Annotated in this window: 19 protein-coding genes and 1 riboswitch; of the genes, 16 read left to right on the top strand and 3 right to left on the bottom strand. The window is 69.5% G+C overall.

Annotated features, from left to right (window positions below; translation table 11 throughout):
• Positions 1–170: 170 nt before the first annotated feature.
• The 8 genes from ruvC to B5F74_RS04635 all read left to right on the top strand — a co-directional run bounded on the left by ruvC (position 171) and on the right by B5F74_RS04635 (position 9,596).
• A complete protein-coding gene (gene ruvC / locus B5F74_RS04670; protein ID WP_066833849.1) occupies positions 171–695 on the top strand; it encodes a crossover junction endodeoxyribonuclease RuvC in 525 nt (174 codons plus the stop codon).
• On the top strand, positions 692–1,312 hold the full coding sequence (gene ruvA / locus B5F74_RS04665; protein WP_087200463.1) for a Holliday junction branch migration protein RuvA: 621 nt from the start codon (positions 692–694) through the stop codon (positions 1,310–1,312). The genes ruvC and ruvA overlap by 4 nt, the downstream gene beginning before the upstream one ends.
• On the top strand, positions 1,312–2,394 hold the full coding sequence (gene ruvB, locus B5F74_RS04660) for a Holliday junction branch migration DNA helicase RuvB (protein ID WP_087200461.1): 1,083 nt from the start codon (positions 1,312–1,314) through the stop codon (positions 2,392–2,394). The genes ruvA and ruvB overlap by 1 nt, the downstream gene beginning before the upstream one ends.
• 109 nt (positions 2,395–2,503) lie before the next feature.
• Complete coding sequence (locus tag B5F74_RS04655) at positions 2,504–4,171, top strand: formate--tetrahydrofolate ligase (protein ID WP_087200459.1); 1,668 nt, start codon at positions 2,504–2,506, stop codon at positions 4,169–4,171.
• A 426-nt stretch (positions 4,172–4,597) separates the two neighbouring features.
• Complete coding sequence (gene folD / locus B5F74_RS04650; RefSeq protein WP_066833837.1) at positions 4,598–5,455, top strand: bifunctional methylenetetrahydrofolate dehydrogenase/methenyltetrahydrofolate cyclohydrolase FolD; 858 nt, start codon at positions 4,598–4,600, stop codon at positions 5,453–5,455.
• A gap of 206 nt (positions 5,456–5,661) precedes the next feature.
• Entirely contained in the window at positions 5,662–7,293 is a 1,632-nt protein-coding gene (locus B5F74_RS04645; protein WP_087200457.1) for a C69 family dipeptidase, read from the top strand.
• Between the two features lie 83 nt (positions 7,294–7,376).
• Positions 7,377–7,820: a hypothetical protein gene (locus B5F74_RS04640; RefSeq protein ID WP_087200455.1), complete on the top strand. Its 444-nt coding sequence runs from the start codon at positions 7,377–7,379 to the stop codon at positions 7,818–7,820.
• A gap of 153 nt (positions 7,821–7,973) precedes the next feature.
• On the top strand, positions 7,974–9,596 hold the full coding sequence (locus B5F74_RS04635; RefSeq protein WP_187119145.1) for a lipopolysaccharide core heptose(II) kinase RfaY: 1,623 nt from the start codon (positions 7,974–7,976) through the stop codon (positions 9,594–9,596).
• A gap of 96 nt (positions 9,597–9,692) precedes the next feature.
• Here the strand turns inward: B5F74_RS04635 and B5F74_RS04630 are convergent, their stop codons facing one another.
• From B5F74_RS04630 to B5F74_RS04620, 3 genes are read right to left on the bottom strand one after another with little or no spacing between them, the layout of a single operon-like run.
• Positions 9,693–11,276 (bottom strand): ABC transporter substrate-binding protein, encoded by a 1,584-nt coding sequence (locus B5F74_RS04630; RefSeq protein ID WP_158095695.1) that lies wholly within the window; start codon positions 11,274–11,276, stop codon positions 9,693–9,695.
• A 15-nt stretch (positions 11,277–11,291) separates the two neighbouring features.
• A complete protein-coding gene (locus B5F74_RS04625; RefSeq protein WP_087200449.1) occupies positions 11,292–11,801 on the bottom strand; it encodes a hypothetical protein in 510 nt (169 codons plus the stop codon).
• A gap of 9 nt (positions 11,802–11,810) precedes the next feature.
• Entirely contained in the window at positions 11,811–12,737 is a 927-nt protein-coding gene (locus B5F74_RS04620) for a sirohydrochlorin cobaltochelatase (RefSeq protein WP_087200447.1), read from the bottom strand.
• A 190-nt stretch (positions 12,738–12,927) separates the two neighbouring features.
• Positions 12,928–13,067, bottom strand: a riboswitch (cobalamin riboswitch).
• Between the two features lie 163 nt (positions 13,068–13,230).
• On the opposite strand from B5F74_RS04620, the gene cobM reads away from it, so the two are divergent.
• The 8 genes from cobM to B5F74_RS04580 all read left to right on the top strand — a co-directional run bounded on the left by cobM (position 13,231) and on the right by B5F74_RS04580 (position 21,559).
• Positions 13,231–13,992, top strand: a complete 762-nt coding sequence (gene cobM, locus B5F74_RS04615; RefSeq protein ID WP_087200444.1) for a precorrin-4 C(11)-methyltransferase — start codon at positions 13,231–13,233, stop codon at positions 13,990–13,992.
• A complete protein-coding gene (gene cbiD, locus B5F74_RS04610; protein WP_087200443.1) occupies positions 13,982–15,154 on the top strand; it encodes a cobalt-precorrin-5B (C(1))-methyltransferase CbiD in 1,173 nt (390 codons plus the stop codon). The genes cobM and cbiD overlap by 11 nt, the downstream gene beginning before the upstream one ends.
• Positions 15,141–15,839 carry a precorrin-2 C(20)-methyltransferase gene (gene cobI, locus B5F74_RS04605; RefSeq protein WP_087200441.1) on the top strand — a complete coding sequence of 233 codons (699 nt, stop codon included), beginning with the start codon at positions 15,141–15,143 and terminating at the stop codon, positions 15,837–15,839. Before cbiD ends, cobI begins: the two co-directional genes overlap by 14 nt.
• Positions 15,836–16,864, top strand: coding sequence for a cobalamin biosynthesis protein (locus B5F74_RS04600; RefSeq protein ID WP_087200438.1), 1,029 nt, complete (start codon positions 15,836–15,838; stop codon positions 16,862–16,864). The genes cobI and B5F74_RS04600 overlap by 4 nt, the downstream gene beginning before the upstream one ends.
• Positions 16,865–16,975: 111 nt before the next feature.
• Complete coding sequence (gene cobJ, locus B5F74_RS04595; RefSeq protein WP_087200435.1) at positions 16,976–17,728, top strand: precorrin-3B C(17)-methyltransferase; 753 nt, start codon at positions 16,976–16,978, stop codon at positions 17,726–17,728.
• A gap of 9 nt (positions 17,729–17,737) precedes the next feature.
• Positions 17,738–19,033, top strand: coding sequence for a precorrin-6Y C5,15-methyltransferase (decarboxylating) subunit CbiT (gene cbiT, locus B5F74_RS04590; protein WP_087200433.1), 1,296 nt, complete (start codon positions 17,738–17,740; stop codon positions 19,031–19,033).
• A complete protein-coding gene (locus tag B5F74_RS04585) occupies positions 19,030–20,421 on the top strand; it encodes a cobyrinate a,c-diamide synthase (RefSeq protein ID WP_239283355.1) in 1,392 nt (463 codons plus the stop codon). Before cbiT ends, B5F74_RS04585 begins: the two co-directional genes overlap by 4 nt.
• The gene (locus tag B5F74_RS04580) at positions 20,411–21,559 is read left to right on the top strand and encodes a nicotinate-nucleotide--dimethylbenzimidazole phosphoribosyltransferase (RefSeq protein WP_087200432.1); all 1,149 of its coding nucleotides are present in this window, start codon (positions 20,411–20,413) and stop codon (positions 21,557–21,559) included. Before B5F74_RS04585 ends, B5F74_RS04580 begins: the two co-directional genes overlap by 11 nt.
• Position 21,560 lies beyond the last annotated feature (1 nt).

Genomic DNA, 21,560 nt, shown 5'->3' with positions numbered 1-21,560 from the left:
AAAAGTGCAAGAAACAGGTACGTCCCCCGCATGCATTTTTGCAAGAGGGGGACGTACCTGTTTCTTGCATGCGGAGGGCGGGCGCGAGATGGAAAAATGTGTCCATGCGGGACCGGCTCTCATGGTATAGTAGAACAGATGTTCGAACATACACGCGTGAGGAGGTGCGCATGGTCATCTTGGGTATCGATCCCGGTCTCGCCAACACCGGCTGGGGCGTGGTCGAGGAGCGCCGCGGCGAGGTGCGCTGCCGCGCATACGGCTGCATCCAGACGTCTTCGGGCAGCGACCTGGCCGTGCGCCTTCGCCATATCGCCGACGACCTGACGGCGGTGGTGGAGCGCTACCGTCCCCAGGAGGCGGCGGTCGAGGGCGTGTACTTCGGCGCGAACGTCCGCTCGGCCATCCCGACGGCGCATGCGCGCGGCGCGGCGCTCGTCGCGATCTCGCTGTGCGGCGTCGAGGTGGGCGAGTACACGCCCATGCAGATCAAGCAGGCGGTCGTGGGCACCGGCGCTGCCGACAAGGGCCAGGTCATGTACATGGTGCGCAATCTTCTCCACCTCGACCACGACCCGCGCCCGGACCATGCCGCTGACGCCCTCGCCTGCGCCATCTGCCATGCCAACCAACGTCGAACCGCTGCCCTGAGCGGCTGGTCGTATGTCGAGAAGAGGGGAAACGGCTACTCATGATCACCCAGATTCGCGGAACGCTCATCGAGGCGACGCCGAGCGTGGCGGTCGTCGACGTCGGCGGCGTCGGGTTCGAGCTCGGGATATCCGGGACGACGGCGACGTCCCTGCCCGCGCCGGGCGAGGAGTGCCGCCTGTTCACGCGCCTGCAGGTGCGCGAGGACGCCATGACGCTGTTCGGCTTCGCCACCAAGGAGGAGCGCACGATGTTCGAGCGGCTCGTGTCCGTCTCGAAGGTCGGTCCGCGCCTCGCGCTCGCGGTCCTGTCGAAGTTCACCGTGTCCCAGCTCTACAGCGTGGTGATGGCGGAGGACGACCAGGGCATGGCGACGGTGCCCGGCGTGGGCAAGAAGACCGCCCAGCGCCTCATCCTCGAGCTCAAGAGCGTCTTCGCCAAGGACCACGGCCTGCTGGCGGCCGATATCCCCGCAGCCGGCCAGCTGCCGCTCGCGCCCGCACCCGCGCCCTCCGCGATCGACGACGCGCGCGCCGCGCTGCTGTCCATGGGATTCAGCCCGCAGGAGGTCGACCTCGCGCTTTCCGGATATGATGGGGACGGCATGCGCGTCGAGGATCTTCTGACCGCGGCGCTGAAGCGTCTCGGAATGGATGCATGATGTGGGAAGCAGATGATTCGGTAGACCTGTGGGCCGATGCGGCGCCCCCGCACCCGTCTTCGGCAACAGGCGGGCACGAGAACGGCCGCTTCGTCACCGGGAACCTCACCACCGAGGACTTGGACGTCGAGCGCTCGCTGCGCCCGCAGCGCCTAGGCGACTATTGCGGGCAGGACCATATCAAGCAGAGCCTGCGCATCCTCATCGAGGCGGCTAAGTCGCGCGGCGAATGCCTCGACCACGTGATCTTTTCGGGTCCTCCGGGCCTCGGCAAGACGACGCTCGCCGCGGTCGTCGCGAACGAGATGGGCGCTCAGATCAAGACGACGTCGGGCCCCGCTATCGCCCGCACGGGGGACCTGGCTGCCATCCTCACGAACCTGCAGCCCGGCGACGTGCTGTTCATCGACGAGATCCACCGCCTGAACCGCCAGGTGGAGGAGATCCTCTATCCCGCGATGGAGGACTTCGCCCTCGACATCGTGATCGGCAAGGGCCCCGCGGCGCGATCGATCCGCCTGGACATCCCACACTTCACGCTCGTGGGAGCGACGACGCGCTCCGGCATGCTCACCGGCCCCTTGCGCGACCGCTTCGGCATCTCGTTCCGCCTCGACTACTATTCCATCGCCGACCTCGCCGATATCGTGGTGCGCTCGGCGACCATTCTGGGCGTGGAGATTGACCACGAGTCCGCCTGCGAGATCGCGTCCCGCTCGCGTGGGACGCCGCGCCTGGCGAACCGCCTGCTCAAGCGCGTGCGCGATTACGCGCAGGTGCGCGGCGGGGGGCATATCGACTATCCCATCACGCGCGAGGCGCTCTCGTTCTTCGAGATCGACGAGCTCGGTCTCGACTGGATGGACATTCGCATCCTGGAGACGCTCGTCAAGACGTTCCGCGGCCGCCCGGTCGGCCTCACCACGCTGGCGAGCGCGGTGGGCGAGGACCCCAACACGATGGAGGACGTGTACGAGCCCTATTTGCTGCAGCGCGGTTTGATCGTGAGGACGCCGCAGGGACGCGTGGCCACAGCCGTCGCGTTCGATCACTTGGGTATCGAGCCCCCTGCAGATGCGTAGGTTACTTTCGGTTTATACATTTGGCCGGTTACGGAGGAGTTCTTCGTAACCGGCCGTGTTCGTTGTATGCTAGTCGTCTGTTTTACAAGGCGCGTCAGGGAGGTCCGCCATGTTGTCAGACATCGAGATTGCACATTCCGTCAAGCCGCTTCCCATCATCGAGGTCGCTCGCGAAGCGGGCGTCGATGAGAAGTACGTCATCCCGTACGGGTTCGACAAGGCCAAAATCGACTATTCGTTGCTGAACGAGCCGACGGACCACGACGCCAAGCTGGTGCTGGTCACCGCCATCAACCCCACCCCTGCGGGCGAGGGAAAGACCACCACGACGATCGGCCTGGCCGACGGCCTGCGCCGCCGCGGCGTCAAGAGCGCGGTGGCGCTGCGCGAGCCGTCGCTCGGCCCGGTGTTCGGCGTCAAGGGAGGCGCGGCGGGCGGCGGCTACGCCCAGGTCATCCCCATGGAGGACATCAACCTGCACTTCACGGGCGACTTCCACGCCATCGGCGCCGCCAACAACCTGCTCGCGGCGATGCTCGACAACCACATCCAGCAGGGCAACGCCCTCGGCATCGATCCCAAGCGCATCACCTGGAAGCGCGCCGTGGACATGAACGACCGCCAGCTGCGCCATATCGTGGACGGCCTCGGCGGGCGCGCCCAGGGCGTGCCCCGCGAGGACGGCTTCGACATCACCGTCGCCTCCGAGATCATGGCCATCCTGTGCCTGTCCACCTCCATCACCGACCTCAAGAACCGTCTGGGCGAGATCGTGGTGGGCTACGCCTACGACGGGCGCCCGGTGCGCGCCTCCGAGCTCAAGGCCCAGGGCGCCATGGCGGCCCTGCTCAAAGATGCGCTCAAGCCCAATCTCGTACAGACGCTCGAGCACACGCCGGCCTTCGTGCACGGCGGCCCGTTCGCCAACATCGCGCACGGCTGCAACTCCATCATGGCCACCCGCATGGCCATGCGCTTCGGCGACATCGCCATCACCGAGGCGGGCTTCGGCGCCGATTTGGGTGCGGAGAAGTTCCTCGACATCAAGTGCCGCATGACCGGGCTTTCCCCCGACGCCGTGGTGATTGTCGCCACCGCCCGTGCGCTCAAGTACAACGGCGGCGTGGCCAAGGCCGACCTCAACGAGGAGAACCTCGAGGCCCTGCGCGCCGGCCTGCCCAACCTGCTGCGCCACGTCGACAACATCCAGAGCGTCTACGGCCTGCCGTGCGTCGTGGCCATCAACCGCTTCCCGTCCGACACCGAGGCCGAGCTCGCCCTCATCGAGGAGGAGTGCAAGAAACTCGGCGTCAACGTCAAGCTCTCCGAGGTCTGGGCGAAGGGCGGCGAAGGCGCACTCGAGCTCGCCGACGAGGTCATGCGCCTGGTCGAGCAGCCGAACGAGTTCCGCTTCTCCTACGAGGACGGCACGGACATCGCCGATGCGATCGAGGCCGTGGCGACCAAGGTCTACCGTGCCGACGGCGTCGACTTCACGCCCGCTGCCAAGCGCCAGCTCGCCCAGCTGCGTGAGAACGGCTTCGGCAACCTGCCCGTCTGCATCGCGAAGACCCAGTACTCCTTCACCGATCAGGACAAGGTTCTCGGTGCGCCGGAGGGCTTCCGCATCACGGTGCGCGAGCTCAAGGTGTCCGCCGGCGCGCACTTTGTGGTCGCGCTGACCGGACAGGTGCTCACCATGCCGGGCCTGCCGAAGGTCCCGGCAGCCGAGAACATCGACGTCGACGAGAACGGCGTCATCTCCGGTTTGTTCTAGGCGATAGGCCTCCGATCGCTGGATATGCGGCCCGGGCGGTTGAGCTGCCCGGGCCGCTTGCGTTGCGGGCGGGCCGTGGCAAGAGGGCGCGTCAAATCGAAACATGCGCGACGCCGAGGGCGGTCGCGCCCGTTTCGTAGTAGGCTAGGGAAACGCTGACCAATTCATTCCGCACCGGTCGGCCCCGTGCCGGGCGCCTGCGGGCTCAGGCTGCGTCGGCGCAGCGCAGCTGCGCCTTCCTCGCCTTCGTCCGCATCCGCCTCGCCACGGAACCGACCGCCGCGAGAGCAATTGATCAGCGTTTCCCTAGGGAACCACCGATCAATCCATTCCGCGGCGTCGGCCCCGTGCCGGGCGCCGTGAACGCGATCGATCGGCAGCTCCCTTGGGAAACGGTTTCCAGAACACAGATGAAAGGAACGGTCCGTGGCGACGATTATCGATGGAAAGGCGTTGGCGGCGAAGGTGCGCGAGCGCGCAGCGGCGGAGGTCGCCGAGCTCGGCGGTCGCGGCATCTCGTGCGGGCTCGCCGTGGTGCTCGTGGGCGACGACCAGGCTTCGGCCACCTACGTGCGCTCCAAGCTGCGCGATTGCGAGCAGTGCGGCATCCGCTCCTTTGACTACAAGCTGCCCGCCGAGACGTCGCAAGAGGAGCTCATGGAGCTTATCGGGCGCCTGAACGCCGATGAGGACGTCACGGGCATCCTCGTCCAGATGCCGCTGCCGGCGCACCTCGATACCGAGCAGGTCGTGGCGGCCATCGACCCGAACAAGGACGTCGACGGCTTCCATCCCATGAACATGGGCCGGCTTGTGCGCGGCCTCGAGGGCCTGCGCCCTTGCACCCCGGCGGGCATCATGGAGATGCTCGACGAGTACGAGATCGATCCGGCGGGCAAAAACGCGGTGATCGTCGGCCGCTCGTCGATCGTCGGCAAGCCGATGGCCTTCATGCTGCTCGCCCGCAACGCGACGATCTCGGTCGCGCATTCCCGCACCGACCCGCATGAGCTCGCGCGCATCTGCCAGAGCGCCGACATTCTCGTGGCGGCCTGCGGCGTTCCCAAGATGATCAAGGGGCCGTGGGTGAAGCCGGGCGCGACGGTCATCGACGTGGGCATGGACCGCGATGAGGCGGGAAAGCTCTGCGGCGACGTCGACTTCGACTCGGCCGAGCTCGTGGCCGGCGCCATCACGCCGGTGCCCGGCGGCGTGGGCCCCATGACGCGCGCGATGCTGATGAGCAACGTGGTGCTTGCCGCGAAGCTGCAGCACGGGCTGTAGGGGCCCGTGCACCTCGTTCGTGACAACAAGACGGAGCCATTGTCACGTCAGGAAGCCGAGGTGCCCTCTATGCGCGGAAGCCGGCCGGCGTGACGACTCCGCCTTGCTGTCGCGCCGCGTGTCCGGACGAGGCGTTACACTAGTGCGGACGGCATACCGATGGCCGGCGCATCCCGCGTCCGGCCGGACGAGGAGGATCACCAGCTATGGCCTGCACGACGATTCTGGTAGGTAAGCTCGCGAGCTATGACGGCTCCACGATCGTGGCGCGCAACGAGGACTCGCCCGGCGGCAAGTTCGAGCCCAAGCGCATGGCCGTGGTCATGCCGGCAGACCAGCCGCGCACCTATACCGCGACGGCCTCGCACCTCACCTTCGATTTGCCGGACGACCCGATGCGCTACAGCTCGGTGCCCGACGCGCTGCCCGGCCACGGCATCTGGGCCGCCGCCGGCTTCAACGAGGCCAACGTGGGCATGTCAGCCACCGAGACCATCACGAGCAACGAGCGCGTGCTGGGCGCCGACCCGCTCGTGGAGTATGCGCCCGCCCGTGGCACCGAGGGCGAGGAGGGCTACGTGCCCGCGGTCCCCGGCGGGCTCGGCGAGGAGGACTTCGTCACCGTCGTGCTGCCCTACGTCCGCACCGCGCGCGAGGGCGTCAAGCGCCTGGGCGAGCTGCTCGAGCGGTACGGCACCTACGAGATGAACGGCATCGCGTTCTCGGATGCCGACGAGATCTGGTGGCTGGAGACCATCGGCGGCCATCACTGGATCGCCAAGCGCGTGCCCGACGACGCCTATGTCACCATGCCGAACCAGCTCGGCATCGACTATTTCGACCTGGCGGACGCCGAGGGCGATCAGGTCGAGCACATGGCGAGCGCCGATCTGCGTGCGTGGATGGAGGCCAACCACCTGAACCTCACCATGCTCGCGCCGCACGTGGTCGACGACACGCTGGACGATATCTACGACGAGCTGGCCGACGCGCTGTTCGACGCCGACGACGACATGCTCGACGACCTCGACAACTTCGTGGACGACGTTCGCGAAGGCCTGCTCGCTGGCGACATCTTCAACCCGCGCGAGGCCTTCGGCTCCCATTCCGATTCCGACCACGTGTACAACACGCCGCGCGCCTGGTACATGCAGCGCTGCCTGAACCCGGGCGACGGCTGGGACGGCCCGGACGCCGCCTTCGGCCCCGAGTCCGACGACATCCCCTGGAGCCGTGTGCCCGAGCGCAAGATCACGATCGAGGACGTGAAGTACGTGCTGTCCGCCCACTACCAGGGCACGCCCTACGACTGCTACGGCCGCGGCGGCACCGACGCCACGCGCGGCGCGTACCGCCCCATCGGCATCAACCGCAACGGCCAGCTCGCGGTGCTCCAGATCCGCCCCTACGTTGCGTACGAGAACGCCTGCGTGCAGTGGATGGCCTTCGGCTCCAACGTGTTCAACGCGCTCGTGCCGCTCTACGCGAACGTCGAGCGCATGCCGGAGTACCTGGAGAACACGACGGAGCGCGTGACGTCCGAGAGCTTCTATTGGGCCAACCGCATCATCGCGGCGCTCGCCGACGCCCGCTTCCACGACAACTCCGCCCATATCGAGCGCTATCAGGAGAAGATCGGCGGCATGGCGCACCGCCTGCTGCGCGAGACGGACGCCGCGGTGGAGAAGCTTTCCCGCGACGAGGTGAGCGCGGCGCTCGCGGAGGCGAACGACCGCATGGCGGCGGACCTCAAGCGCGAGACCGACGACCTGCTCGGCCGCGTGCTCTTCACCACGAGCCTCGCGATGAAAAACGCTTTCGCGATGTCGGACAACTAACAAGGCGGTTCGGGGTACAAGAAGACAATACGCACGTGGCGAGCAGACGAATGCCCGGCACGGTTCGGAATAAGGAGGCTCACATGGCCACGAAGTTCGAAGACCTCGTCAACAATATGGTGAACATCGGTTTTGGAGCGGCTGCGCTCACGGCCGAGAAGGGCAAGGAGGTGCTCGACAGCCTGTCCGCCAAGGGCGAGGAGGTCCGCCGCGACTCCTCGACGCCCGATTTCGCGCGCTCCATGTCCGACATCTTCGAGCGCGCCGGCGGTGCGTTCTCGGATGTGACCGACCGCTTGAACACCCAGGGCGAGACCGTCGCCGAGCGCATCCTCGACGAGCTCATCTTGGCGCGCGTGCGCGCGATGACCAAGGCGGAGCGCGTCGAGTTCATGGCGCACGTCCGCGATCTGGTCGACTCGGTTGACGACGACACCGTGTCGGTCAAGGTCGAGGCGGTCGAGGTCGAGCAGGAGGCAACGGAGGCCGAGGGCTCGAGTGCGCCCGAGACGGAGCAGGACGCGTAAGCATTCATCATGGCAGGAGTCGACACCATCAGCCCACAACGGGACAAACTGGACCCCGACGATACCATCGTCTTCGAGGACGAGGAGCTCATGGCGCGCCTGGGCCACAGGCGCGCGCGGGCAAAGGACGAGTTTCCGGATGAGCCGGAGGTCATGGCTCCTGCCGAGGAGTTCCAGCTCACGGCGAAGGGGCGCAGGCGCCGCATCGCCGAGATCTTCAACCTCGTGCGCAAGTACGAGGCGTGGAACAACATCACGCCGGTGCGCCTGCGCTGCCTCATCGAGGAGCTCGGCCCCATGTTCGTCAAGATGGGGCAGATTCTCGCGAACCGCTCCGAGATCCTGCCGCAGCGGTTCTGTGACGAGCTGAGGCGCCTGCGCACCGACGTGGAGCCGGTGCCGTTCTGGGTGATTCGCGACTGCCTGGAGGCCGAGTACGGCCGCAAGACAGCCGAGGTCTTTGAGTGGATCGACCGCAAGCCGCTGGGAAGCGCCTCGCTCGCGCAGGTCCATCGCGCGCGGCTGCTGACCGGCGAGGACGTCGCCGTCAAGGTGCAGCGCCCGGGTGCCCAGCAGGTCATGGCGCAAGACATCGACATCATGCGCTCCATCGTGCGCACGGCGTCGCGCTTCGTGAAGACCGACCAGTTCGTGGACCTCCAGGGCGTCGTCGAGGAGCTGTGGCAGTCGTTTCGCGAGGAGACGAACTTCCTCATGGAGGCGCGCAACCTCGACGACTTCTACACGTTCCACAAGGACACGCGCGGCATCTCGTGCCCGCGGTCGTACCTGCAGTACTGCACCGAGCACATCGTCGTCATGGACTACATCGACGGCATCTCGATCGCCGACCCCCTGACGCTCTCCGAGGCGGGCTACAGCCTGGAGAAGATCGGCGCGCGCATCGTCGAGGACTATTCGACGCAGGTGCTCGACGACGGCTTCTTCCATGCCGACCCGCATGCGGGAAACATCATCTTGAAGGACAACGTGGTCTACTTCATCGACCTGGGCATGGTGGGGCGCATGTCCAGCCACGACCGCGCGATCGTGAAGGACATCATCTTCTCGGTCGCCGAGAACGACGTCGCCAAGCTCAAGGACTCCCTGATGCGCTTCGCGGTCACGCGCGGGGACTCGTCCGAGCTCGACCATTCGACGTTTCTGTCCGATCTCGACTTCATCGTCGCGGATTTCGCGGGCCTGAACCTGAAGGACCTGGATATTGGCGAGTTCCTGACATCGCTCGTGAGCCTGGCGCGCAAAAACGACGTCGAGCTGCCGAGCGTCGTGACGATGTTCGCGCGCGGCATGGTGACGCTCGAGGGTCTGCTGTCCGAGTACATGCCCGAGGTCAACATGGTCGAGATCATCTCGGCCCATATCAAAAACGAGAAGAGCTCCTTCACCCGCGCCGCCGAGACCGCCGAGGAGATGGCGCACGCGTCGGTGCGGGCGGCGAAGGGCCTGCTCGAGGCGGCCGACCAGCTCGGCTTGGCCTCGCGCATGCTCACGCGCGGCCAGCTCAAGATCAACACGCAGGTGCTGGGCAGCGAGCGCGTGCTGCGCCATGTGGGCGGCATCGTCGACCGCATGTCCATGGCCATCGTCATCGCCGGTCTGTTCATCGGCTCATCGGTGGTCTACTACGCCAAGATCGAGCCGGTCATCTTCGGCATTCCCGTCATCGGCTTTCTGGGGTACCTGTCGGCGCTCGTGCTCGCGCTCATGCTGGGGCGCGAGATCTGGCGCAACTCCCACAGCAGGCGCCGCTGACGGGTCGGGCGCGACGCCAATCCGCCCCGCCCTCGACGCCCCCGTGTCAAAGGCGCCGAGGGCGGGGCAGATTGGCCCGTGGCTGTTGTGCGCGGATCAGCTCAGCTGCTTGAGGTAGGTGAGGTCGTCGGTGTCCCCGACGAGCACGTTGTGGATATCGGTGATGATGCCCGCGGTGTTGGTCATCTGCTGGTACATGTTTTGGTCGGTCGTCCAGACGTTGCCTTCCTGCACGGCGGAGAACTGCTCAAGCAGCTGGTTTTTGGCGAGCAGGTCGGACAGGCTCGAGACGCTGCCGTCGATCGTGCTGTTGTAGATGATGACGTCGACGTCGCGCGCCGTCGCGAAGAACTCCTCCATCTCGAGCGTGACGGTCGAGGAGGAGGTGCCGTCTTCTCCCGTGAGGTCGGAGAACAGATACGTGCCGCCGGCGAGCTCGATCATCTGCGCCACGTAGTCGCCCGAGCGCCGGGTGACGGCGGCGCCGTTCGAGTTGATGTAGAAGAACGCGACGGTCTTGCCGGTCGGCTCTTTGGTGGCGACGGCCTCGACGCGCTCGGCGGCCTGCGCGAAGAACGCGTCCGCCTCGGCCTCCCTGCCGAACAGCACGCCGAACAGCTTGATCCACTCGAGACGCCCCAGCGCCTCGGGTTCGCGGCTCGACTGCTCGGTGAGCACGGTGATGCCCAGGTCCCGCAGCTTCTGCTTGGCGTCGGGATTGTGGTTGATCATGGTGTTCTCGATGGCGAGCGTGCAGCCCGTGCCGGCGATGAGCTCGAAATCGGGTGTGTCGTAGCTTCCGCCGTAGCTCACGGCGCCCGCCTCGTAGGCGCGCGCCAGGCCCTCGATGGGGCAGCCGTCCTGCTTGATGGACGTGGTGCCGATCGCATCGATGGCGCCGAGCTCGTCGATAAGGCAGGCGACGCTCGATGAGACGAGATAGACGTTGTCGAGCGGCAACTGGATCACGGCGATGTCATCGGCCAGTCCGTCGGGGGCCGTAGAGCCTTCGGGCACGACGAGGAAGCGCTCGCCGTTGGCGATGCAGACGAGCCTGAGGCCGCCTTCGAAGGTGTCGACGGTGAAGTTCGTGGCGTACTGGAGCTCCAGCGACCCGGTCGGCTCGAGGCTGCACCCGAGATCGGTGTTGTGGAACTCGGCGACGTTGGCGCCGGACGCCGCCGCGGACGATTCGTCCGTCTCCGCCGCCTGGGGCCCAGCCGAGCCGTCGGCGGGCGCGAGCGATTCCGTATCGAGCTCGATGGTGTACTCGATGAGGTGGGGGTCTCCCATGGCGGTGGTCTCGGCCTGGACGGCAAGCGAATCCACGAGTTCGGGCAGCTCGATGTCGAACGTGGAGCCGCCCTCGGTGGTCGTCGGGGCGTATTCGGTCCCGTCGACCACCATGAGGTCGTAGTTCGAGCTCGACCACACGAGCGTCAGCGTGATGGCGCCGTCCTCAACGTTGACGGCGGCGGGGGAGGCGACCTGCGCGCGACCGGTGCCTCCCTCAAGCGACACATCGATCGTGTAGCTGCCGTCCGCCAGCCCGGAGCCGGAAGAGCCGGCAGGGCTTCCGCATGCGCCGAGCGCGAGGCAGAGCGCGCACAGCAGCGCGGCGGCAAGCGCGCCGATCCCAGGGACGCGACGGGCCCGGGGGGAGCGGGAAGCGATGAGCATGGCGACCATCTTCCCCTAGGCGGAACGGAACGCGGACTCGGGGAGGTCGCCCGATTCGAACACGAGGGAGCGGTCGTACCACTTCTGCTTGCGGATGCTGAATGCGGCGCAGTCGCACTCCTCGTCCAGAGACGCGACGGGCACGGTGTAGGTGTAGGAGCCATCGTCGCCCTCGACGAAGAAGTGGCACTGGTCGTCGGAGGCCGACGCGGCCTCGTCGCTCGTGCCCATGAACAGCTTCTCGTACCCGGTTCCGCCCAGCGTCATGGCGCAGGTCATCTGGCCGTCCGCCACGGTGAGCTCGGCGTGCACGATGCGGAACATGCTCGAACTCGAGTCGACGGAGATCTCGTAGGTGCCGTCGACCAGCATGTCCGCGGTGACGGGCCCGGATTCCTGGTCGTCGGAGGCGGTCTGCGCGGGCGCGGACCCCGTATCGGCCGGCGTCTCGGATGCCGTCGAGCAGCCCGCCAGGGCGAGAGTGCCCGCGAGGGCCGTGATGATGAGCAGCGAAGATTTGATCATGGCGTGTCCTTACAGGGTCGCGATGGCGGATTCGACGTGGTCGACGTAGATCTCGTCGATGGCGGCGTACTGGCCGAGGCCGACGAGCAGGCATGTGGTCTCGATGCCCGCCGCGGCGAATTTGGAGGCCCAGGACTCGGGGTCCCCGGTGTCCGCCATGTCGTTGGTGGCGTGATCGCCCGCGACGACCATGAGCGGCGAGAGGACGGCGCGGCTGTAGCCTGCGGCCTGGACCGCGGCGATGACGTCCTCGCAGGTGGGCTCGGCCTCGACCGTGCCCACGAAGTAGGCGCCCATGCCGCGCGCGGTGAAGGTGTCCTGCATGGTGGCGTAGTCGGCGTTGGCGTCGGCCTCGGTGCCGTGGCCCATGAAGACGAAGGCCGTCTGGCCGTCATCGTAGGAGGCCATGGCGTCGCCGAGCGCGGCGGCAACGGCCTCGAAGTCCTCGGGCGCGTCGAGCAGCGGCGCGCCGAGCGCGGTCGCGTCGAACCTGTCGGCGTACTCCTCGAGCGCATCGGCCAGGTCGGTGTACTCGAAGCCGTCCATGAGGTGGGTGGGCTGGACGACGAGCGTCTTCACGCCGTCGGCGACGCAGCGGTCGAGCGCGCCCTCGACGTTGTCGATCTCGATGCCGTCGCGCTCCTTCAGGATGTCGATGATGGTGTCGGCCGTGAAGGCGCGGCGCACGTCGTACTCGTGCCCGTATTTCTCGCGGATGGCGTCCTCGATGGCGCCGATCGTGATGTGGCGGCTCGCGTTGTAGCTCGTGCCGAAGCTCACGACGAGGATGACGGGTTTGCCCTGCGATTCGGATGTTGCGGAAGAGCCCGCCTCGCCGCCCGCGCTCGAGCATCCGGCGAGCGCTGCGGCCGCCGCGAGGGCGCCTGCGCCCGCCGTGCCCACGAGGGCGCGCCTGGTCAGGTGCTGGTCTACCATGGTGCGATCCTTTCTGTCTGGTGTACAGCGACCGGTACCGCGCGTTCTCGTACACCTGCCTGGACCGCAAAAGAAAAACGCCCTTCACGAGGTGAAGGGCGTTGCATCGGGCCGTTTGCCCACACGGGGCGAAAAGACGGATATGCACGCACGCCCTCCGGGGTTCACGGAGTCGAACGTCGCGGTGTTGCGTTGCACCGCAAGGAACGGCAAGGCAGTCTGGCTTGAGGCGTGTGCCTCTCACAGTAATGGCCCTTGCTCAGGATTCGCACCTGATTTCCCTTGACGATACCGGCGGTACGAGCGCCGGCCGTTCCTCTTCTCGAATCGGTGGTAGCAGTACGGTACCGCCTCCATCATACCTGCTTATTCGATTTTGTGCAGCATGACGGCGAAATTGATCGGGAGCCCCGCATGCGCGCACGGCTTTATGCGCGCCGTGTCCGCACGCTGCGCTACAATGCCCTCACGATAACGACGAAAGGGGATTGCCATGGTGCACTTTGTGGGAGCGGGCAGCGGAGCGGCCGATCTCATCACCCTGCGCGGAGACCGCCTGCTGCGCGCGGCGGACGTGGTGATCTGGGCGGGAAGCCTCGTGAACCCCGAGCTTCTCGACGCATGCCGGCCCGATTGCGAGGTCCACGACAGCGCGACCATGACGCTCGAGGAGGTCGTCGCCGTCATGGAGCGCGCGCATGCGGCAGGCCGCGAGGTCGTGCGCCTGCACACGGGCGACCCGAGCGTGTACGGGGCGATCCAGGAGCAGATGGATGCTCTCGCGGCGCGCGGCATCCCCTTCGACGTGACGCCGGGCGTGTCGAGCTTCTGCGGGGCCGCCGCGGCGCTCAGGCAGGAGCTGACGCTTCCCGGCGTGAGCCAGACGGTGATGCTGACGCGCCTCGAGGGCCGCACGCCCATGCCGGCGGGCGAGGACATGCGGTCGCTCGCCGCCCACGGCTCCACGATGGTGATCTTTTTGAGCGCGGGCATGCTCGAGCGGCTGCAGGAGGAGCTGCTCGCGGCCGGCAGGTCGCCCGAGGAGCCGGTGGCGATCGTGTACAAGGCGACATGGCCCGACGAGGAGGTCATCCGCTGCCGCGTCGGCACACTCGCCGAGACGGGCGCGGCGCACGGCATCCGCTCCACGGCGCTCGTGGTGGTCGGGCGCGTGCTCGAGGGGTCCTACGATCGCAGCCGCCTGTACGACCCCGGGTTCTCCACAGGGTTCAGGAGAGCGCACGATGGCGCTTGATCTGTACCGCGTGAGCGCGGGCAGGCGCCTGCGCTGCGGCTATACCACGGGCACGTGCGCCGCCCTGGCGTCGCAGGCCGCGACCCGCCTTCTGCTCGACGGCGCGGCCCCGGCGTCCGCGGCCGTCGTGACGCCGGCGGGCGTCCGTGTGGAGTCCGAGGTCCTCGACGCGCGGGCGGGCGCGGGCTGGGCGCGCTGCGCGATCCGCAAGGACGGCGGCGACGACGTCGACGCGACGGACGGCGCCCTCGTCTGCGCGCAGGTCGAGGCCGCGGAACGCGACGGCGTCGCCATCGAGGGCGGTGTCGGCGTGGGCCGGGTCACCAAGCCGGGGCTCGACCAGCCCGTGGGGGCGGCGGCCATCAACACGGTGCCCCGCGCGATGATCACCGAGGCGGTGCGCGACGTGTGCCGCGAGCGCGGCTATGCGGGCGGGCTCAAGGTGACGATCTCGGTTCCCGAGGGGGAGCGCATCGCCCGCCGCACGTTCAACCCCAAGCTCGGCATCGAGGGTGGCATCTCGATTCTGGGGACGACCGGTATCGTGGAGCCGCGCAGCCTGGCCGCGCTGCGCGAGAGCATCGAGCTCGAGATCCGCCAGCACGCCGCGCTGGGCTGCCGCGCCCTGGTGATCGTCCCGGGAAACTACGGGTACGACTACCTCGCCGGGCACCTCGATACCGGGCGCGCCCCGGTCGTGGCCTGCTCGAATTTCATGGGCGCCGCGCTCGATGCGGCGGTCGCCTGCGGGTTCGAGCGCATCCTCGTGGTGGGCCATATCGGCAAGATGGTCAAGGTCGCGGGCGGCATCATGGACACGCATTCGCGGGTGGCCGACGGACGGGCCGAGATTGTGTGCGCGCACGCCGCGCTGGCGGGGGCCGCGGGCCCGGTGGCGCGCGAGATCATGGATGCGGCCACGACGGATGCGATGCTCGATGTCGTCGAGCGCGCCGGCGTGCTCGACGAGGTGCTGGAAAGCCTCACGCGCGCGCTCGAGGGGCATCTGCGCGACCGCGTGGCGCTCGGCTGCGACGCCGGGTCGCGGCCCGCGTGCGAGATCGCCGCGATCGTGTTCAGCCAGGTGCGCGGCGAGCTGTTTTCCACGTCCGGCGCACACGGTCTGTGCGAAACGTTGAGGAGCGAATATGGCAGACGGTAACGGCATCCTGTTCGGCGTGGGCGTGGGCCCGGGGGATCCCGAGCTCATCACCATCAAGGCGATGCGCGCCATCGAGGCGTGCCCGGTGGTGGCGACCCCGCAGACGGCGGGCGGCGCGACCGTGGCCCTCGATATCGCGCGCGCGGCGGTCGACCTCGCGGGCAAGGAGATCCTGACCTTGAGGTTCTCCATGGGGGGCGAGGGCGCGCGGCGCGCGGAGCGGCATGCTCGGGCGGTCGACGAGATCGTCGGGCGGCTCGGGCGCGGCCTGGATGTCGCGCTGCTGAACCTCGGAGACCCGAGCATCTACGCCACGTTCCAGCGCATCGCGGCCGCCGTGCGCGAGCGGGGCTTCGAGGTCCGCACCGTTCCCGGCGTGCCAAGCTTCTGCGCCGTCGCGGCGACGCTCGGCGCCGACCTCACGCCGCGGATGGACACGCCGCTGCATATCGTGCCCGCCGCGTGCGCGGACGCGGAGCGCGCCTTCGCCTGGCCGGGCACGAAGGTCCTCATGAAGGCCGGGGGCCATCTGGGGGAGCTGCAGCGCGACCTGGCCCGCGCAGACGTCCTCGACCGCGCGTCCGCGGTGACCGACTGCGGCATGGCCGGCGAGCGCGTCTTCCGCACGCTGGCCGACGCGCCCGAGGAGAGCGGCTACTTCACGACCGTGGTGGTGCGCCCATGAGGATCGCCTGCATCGCGTTCACGGCTGCGGGCGAGGCGCTGGCGGATCGAGCCCGCGCCGCCCTGCCGGGTCACGCGTGGAGCCTGGCCCGCGGCTTCGGTGCGGACAGGGTCCCGCTCGCCCCGTGGTGCGCCGACGCGTTCGCCGCATCTGATGCGCTCGTGTTCGTGGGCGCGGCCGGCATCGCCGTGCGGGCGATCGCCCCGCATGTGCGGTCGAAGGTGTCCGACCCCGCCGTCATCGTGATGGACGAGGGCGGGCGCTGGTGCATCCCGATCCTGTCGGGCCATGTGGGCGGCGCGAACGCGCTCGCCCGCGAGCTCGCCGGCGCCGTCGGCGCCGCGCCCGTCGTCACGACGGCGACCGATGGGCGCGGCGTGTGGGCGGTCGACACCTGGGCGGTCTCGCGCGGCATGGCCATCGGCGAGCCGGAGCGCATCAAGGACGTGTCCGCCCGCCTGCTTGCGGGCGGGGAGGTTGCGCTGTGGTGCGACGCCGAGGTCTTGGGCCCCCTGCCCGCACGCGTGCGCCGTGCGCCCTCCCGTGCGGAGGCGCACGTCATCGTGTCGCCGGCCGCGCGCCCGGGTGAGCGAGCGCTCCACGTGGTCCCGCGCTGCATCGTGGCGGGCATGGGGTGCCGCCGAGGCGCATCGGCGGACGCGATCGAGGGGGCGTTTCGGGCCGCGTGCGCCGAGGCGGGCATCCTGCCGGACTCGCTCGGCGCGGCGGCGACGATCGAGCTCAAGCGCGATGAGCCGGGGCTGGTCGAATGGTGCGCGGGCCGCGGCGTCGCCCTCGAGGCGTTTACCGCCGACGCACTCGCGGCGCAGCCCGGGGATTTCTCGTCCTCGGCGTTCGTGGCGCAGACGGTCGGCGTCGACAACGTGTGCGAGCGCGCCGCGGTGGCCGCGGGCGGCAGGCTCTGCGCGGGCAAGCTCGCGCGCGGCGGCGTGACGGTCGCGCTCGCAGAGCTCCCCTGGACCTGCTCGTTTGACGAGCCTGGGGGCCGGGGAGGCGCCGGCTGACCTGTGCGGCGCCGTCCGCTCCCGCGACGGCGGGAGGCGGGCACGGATCGAGGCGGTCGACGGAATCAAGGAATGCCGGTGCCCGGACGGTGCCGGAGAGAGGATGGTCACATGGGCACGCTGTTTGTGGTGGGGCTCGGCCCGGGGGATCCCGCGGGCCTGACGGCGGCTGCCGACGCGGCGCTCGGCAGGGCGGAGGTCATCGTGGGCTACGACGCCTACATCGGGCTGCTGGACGGCCGCTACCCTCAGGCGGAGCGCGTGTCGACGCCCATGATGCGCGAGGTGGAGCGCTGCCGGCGCGCGCTCGAGCTCGCGTGCGACCATGACGCCGTCGCGCTCGTGTGCAGCGGCGACGCGGGCGTATACGGCATGGCTGCCCCCGTGCTCGAGCTCTCGGACGGCTTCCCGGCGGTCGAGGTCGAGATCGTGAGCGGGGTTACGGCCGCCCAGAGCGGCTCGGCGGTGCTGGGGGCCCCGCTCGCGCACGATTTCGCGGTCATCTCGCTTTCCGACCTGCTCACGCCCTGGGGGATGATCGAGCGCAGGCTCGAGGCTGCGGCATGGGCGGACATGTGCATCTGCCTCTACAACCCGCGCAGCAGGAAGCGCGCCGACTACCTGGAGCGCGCCGCCCGCATCATCGGCCGGCACAAGGCCGCGGGCACGGTTTGCGGATGGGTGCGCAACATCGGGCGCGACGGCGAGGAGCACGGGCTCACGACGCTGGGCGAGCTTTCCGGTCTCGAGGCTGACATGTTCACGACGGTGTTCGTCGGCAACGCGCAGACGCGCGTGGTCGCGGGCCGCATGGTGACGCCGCGCGGCTATCGCGAGCTTGCCGACGCCGCGGGCAAGCGGTAGGGAGGCGGCATGAGGCATATCGCTATCGTGGGCGCGGGCCCCGGCGACCCCGGGCTGCTGAGCTGCGCCGCGCGCGATGCGCTGCGCGGCGCCGACCTCGTGGTGGGTGCGCGCCGCCTGGTCGAGGGGACGGGCGGCGCGTCGCGCGCGGGGGCGCTGCCCGCCTTGTTCGAAGGGGCGCGCACGGCGGTCGCCGCGCGCGCGGCCGATGTGGCCCATGCGCTCGCGAGCGACCGGGATTGGGTGCGCGCCTGCGTGCTCATGAGCGGCGATACGGGCCTGTTCAGCGGGGCCGAGGGCACCGCCCGGGCCGTTGCCGACGAGCCCGGCCTTGCGGATTGCACCGTCGAGGTCATACCGGGCATCAGCTCCGCGTCGATGCTGGCGGCACGCCTGGGTCGGCCCTGGCAGGGCTGGCGCTTCGTGACGGCGCACGGCGCCGCGTGCGATATCGTCGGGGAGGCGGCGCGCGGCGGCACGGTGTTTCTCGTGACGTCGGGGGCGACCGGCCCGGCCGAGCTGTGCGGCCGGCTCGTGGCGGCGGGTTTGGGGGACGTCGAGGTGGTGGTGGCCGAGCGCCTCTCGTATGCGGACGAGCGCATCGAATCGGGCACGGCCGCCGCGTTCGCCGACCGCACCTTCGACCCCCTGAACGTGATGCTCGTCGACCTGGACGGGGCGTGCGCGCGCCCGTGGCCGTGGGCCACGCCGGGCATCCCCGACGAGCGTTTCGAGCGCGGGCGCGTCCCCATGACCAAGCAGGAGGTGCGCGCGGTGGCGCTCGCCAAGCTGCGCGTCGCCGAGACTGACACCGTCTTCGATGTCGGCGCGGGGACGGGCTCCGTGACGGTCGAGTTGGGGCTGCTCGCGCGCGCAGGCGCGGTGTACGCCATCGAGCGCAAGCCGGAGGCGGTCGAGCTGTGCCGTCGCAACGTGGCGGCGTTCGGCCTGGACAACGTCCGCGTCGTCGAGGGCGAGGCTCCCGGCGCGCTGCGCGACCTGCCCGCTCCCGACGCCGTGTTCGTGGGCGGGAGCGGCGGTGCGCTCGCCGGGATCATGGACGCCCTGCGCTTGCGCGCGGCGACGTGCCGCATCTGCCTCACCTGCGTGTCGCTCGAGACGCTGGCCGAGGCGACGCGGCTGCTCGCCGCCCCCGATATCGAGGACGTCGACATCTGCCAGGTCTCCGTGGCCCGCGCCGAGCGCGCGGGATCCCATAGCCTGATGCGCGCGAGCAACCCCGTGTTCATCGTGTCTGTGCGGCTCGGTCGCGCTTCCGGCGTGCGCGCGGGAGGCGCGTCGTGACCGCCGTGGCGCTGCCGCCCCGCGTGATGATCGCGGCGCCCGCGAGCGGGAGCGGAAAGACAGTCGTGACCTGCGCGCTCATCCGGTTGCTCCAGCGCGCGGGCATGGCGCCGGCGGCGTTCAAGTGCGGCCCCGACTTCATCGACCAGCTGTTCCACCGCGAGGTCACCGGCGCCGCGGCAGGCAACCTCGACGCGTTCTTCTCCGACACCCCGACGCTCGCCTCCCTGATGGCGCGTGGTGCGGTGAGCTGCGATATCGCGGTGGTCGAGGGGGCGATGGGGCTGTTCGACGGCATGGCCCCGGGGACGACCGACGGCAGCGCCTACGATGTCGCGCGCGCGACCGCGACCCCGGTGGTGCTGGTCGTGCCCGCGCGCGGCGCCTCGACCTCGCTGGCGGCGACGGTGCAGGGCTTTTGCCGGTTCCGGCCGGATGCGGATGTGCGCGGCGTGATCCTCAACGGCTGCAGCGCCCATGCGTGCGCCTATGCGAGCGAGGCGATCGAGCGCGAATGCGGCGTGGAGGTCGTCGGCTACGTTCCGCGCGACGACGCCTTCGCCCTGGAAAGCCGTCATCTGGGCCTGGTGACGGCGGGCGAGGTCGCGGACCTGCGCGCGCGGGTGGACGCCATGGCCGACGTCCTGGCCGCGACGATCGACCTCGAGCGCCTGGTAGGGCTCGCGCGCGCCGCCCGGCAGATGGAGGTCGAGCCGTACCGCTCCGATCCCGTCGGGCGCGCTGCGCCCCGCATCGCCGTCGCCTGCGATGAGGCGTTTTGCTTCCGCTACGCAGAGAACCTGCGCATGCTTGAGGACATGGGCGCCGAGCTCGTCTCGTTCAGCCCCCTTCGCGACCCGGGGCTGCCGGAGGGTGCCGACGGCCTGTACCTGTGCGGGGGCTACCCCGAGCTGCATGCGGAGGCCCTTGCGGGAAACGGCGCGCTGCGCTCCCGGATCCGCCGCGCGCTGGCGGGCGGCATGCCGTGCGTGGCGGAATGCGGCGGCTTCCTCTACCTGCTCGAGCGCCTCGAGGACGAGGCGGGCGCGGTGTGGCCCATGGTCGGCGCGCTGAAGGGGGCCGCGCGCCGCGGGGGCGGGCTGGAGCATTTCGGGTATATCGAGCTGACCTGCGGCGCACCCGGTCTCTACGGGGACGCCGGCGTTGCGCTGCGCGGGCATGAGTTCCATTATTGGCGTGCCGAGTTCGAGGGGGATGACGCCGTGGCGCGCAAGCCCCGCCGTGAGCGCAGCTGGCCCTGCCTGGTGCACGCGCCCTCGCTCGCGGCGGGTTTTCCGCACGTGTACTATCCGTCGAATCCCGAGGCCGCGCGCGCCTTCGTGCGCGCGTGCGATCGACACAGAAAGCAGGGGAGCAATGAGGGCTGACGAGATCGAGAGCGCATTCGAGAATCGGTGGCGGGCATGCCCCGCGGACGGCGGCGGCGCGGGCGCCGCCGACGACGCGTGGCTGCGCGCGCTGACGGCGCGTATCCGGCCCGCCGACGCGCAGGTGCGCGCGGCGGCCCGGAGCCATTGGGCGGCGGTCGCCAAGCCCCTAGGGGGCCTGGGGCTGCTCGAGGACGCCGTCTGCACGCTCGCGGCGGCCCAGGGAACGCCGCATCCGGTGAGCGCCCCGCGGGCCCTCGCGGTGTTCTTCGCCGACAACGGGGTCGTCGCCGAGGGGATCTCGCAGAGCGGTCAGGAGGTCACGCTGACGGCGGCGCACAACATCTGCGGCGGCACGGCGAGCGTGAGCTGCATGGCCCGCGTCGCCGATTGCGCCGTGGTGCCCGTGGACGTCGGCATGGCCGAGCCGGTCGACGACGCGCGGATGCACGTCTGCGCCACGATGCGCGGGACCGCCGACATCGCCCTCGGTCCGGCCTGCCCGCGCGACACGGTGCTTCGGGCGATCGGGGTGGGCGCGCACGTGGCGGGACTGCTGGCAGATGCCGGCGCGCGCGTGCTCGCCGCCGGCGAGATGGGCATCGGCAACACGACGACGAGCGCCGCGGTGGCAAGCGCGCTGACCGGCGCTGCGCCCGAGCTCACCGTGGGGCGCGGCGCCGGCCTCACGAGCGAGGGGCTCGCCCGCAAGCGCGCGGTCGTGGAGCGGGCGCTGCGGGTGAACCAGGTCGACGCGTGCGCCGATGCCGTGGACGTGCTCGCCGCCGTGGGCGGCCTTGACATCGCCGCCATGTGCGGGCTGTATCTGGGCGCCGCCGCACACGGCTGCCCCGCGGTGCTCGACGGCGTCATCTCGTGCACGGCCGCGCTCGCCGCGGTCCGGATCGCACCCGAGCTCTCGGGCTATCTCGTGGCGAGCCACTGCTCGTCGGAGCCCGCCGCGCGCCTGCTTTTGGACGAGCTGGGGCTTTGCGCCCCGCTGCAGGCGGGCATGCATCTGGGCGAGGGCACGGGCGCCATGGCGCTTTTGCCCCTGCTCGACATGGCGCTTGCGGTCTACGACGAGGCGGCCTCGTTCGATGCGTGCGGCATGGACGCCTACCGGGAGCTGAGCTAGC

The organism is Collinsella sp. An271, assembly GCF_002159695.1.
In the GTDB taxonomy this organism is placed as follows: domain Bacteria; phylum Actinomycetota; class Coriobacteriia; order Coriobacteriales; family Coriobacteriaceae; genus Collinsella; species Collinsella ihumii.
This window is presented reverse-complemented; position numbering and strand designations above follow the sequence as displayed.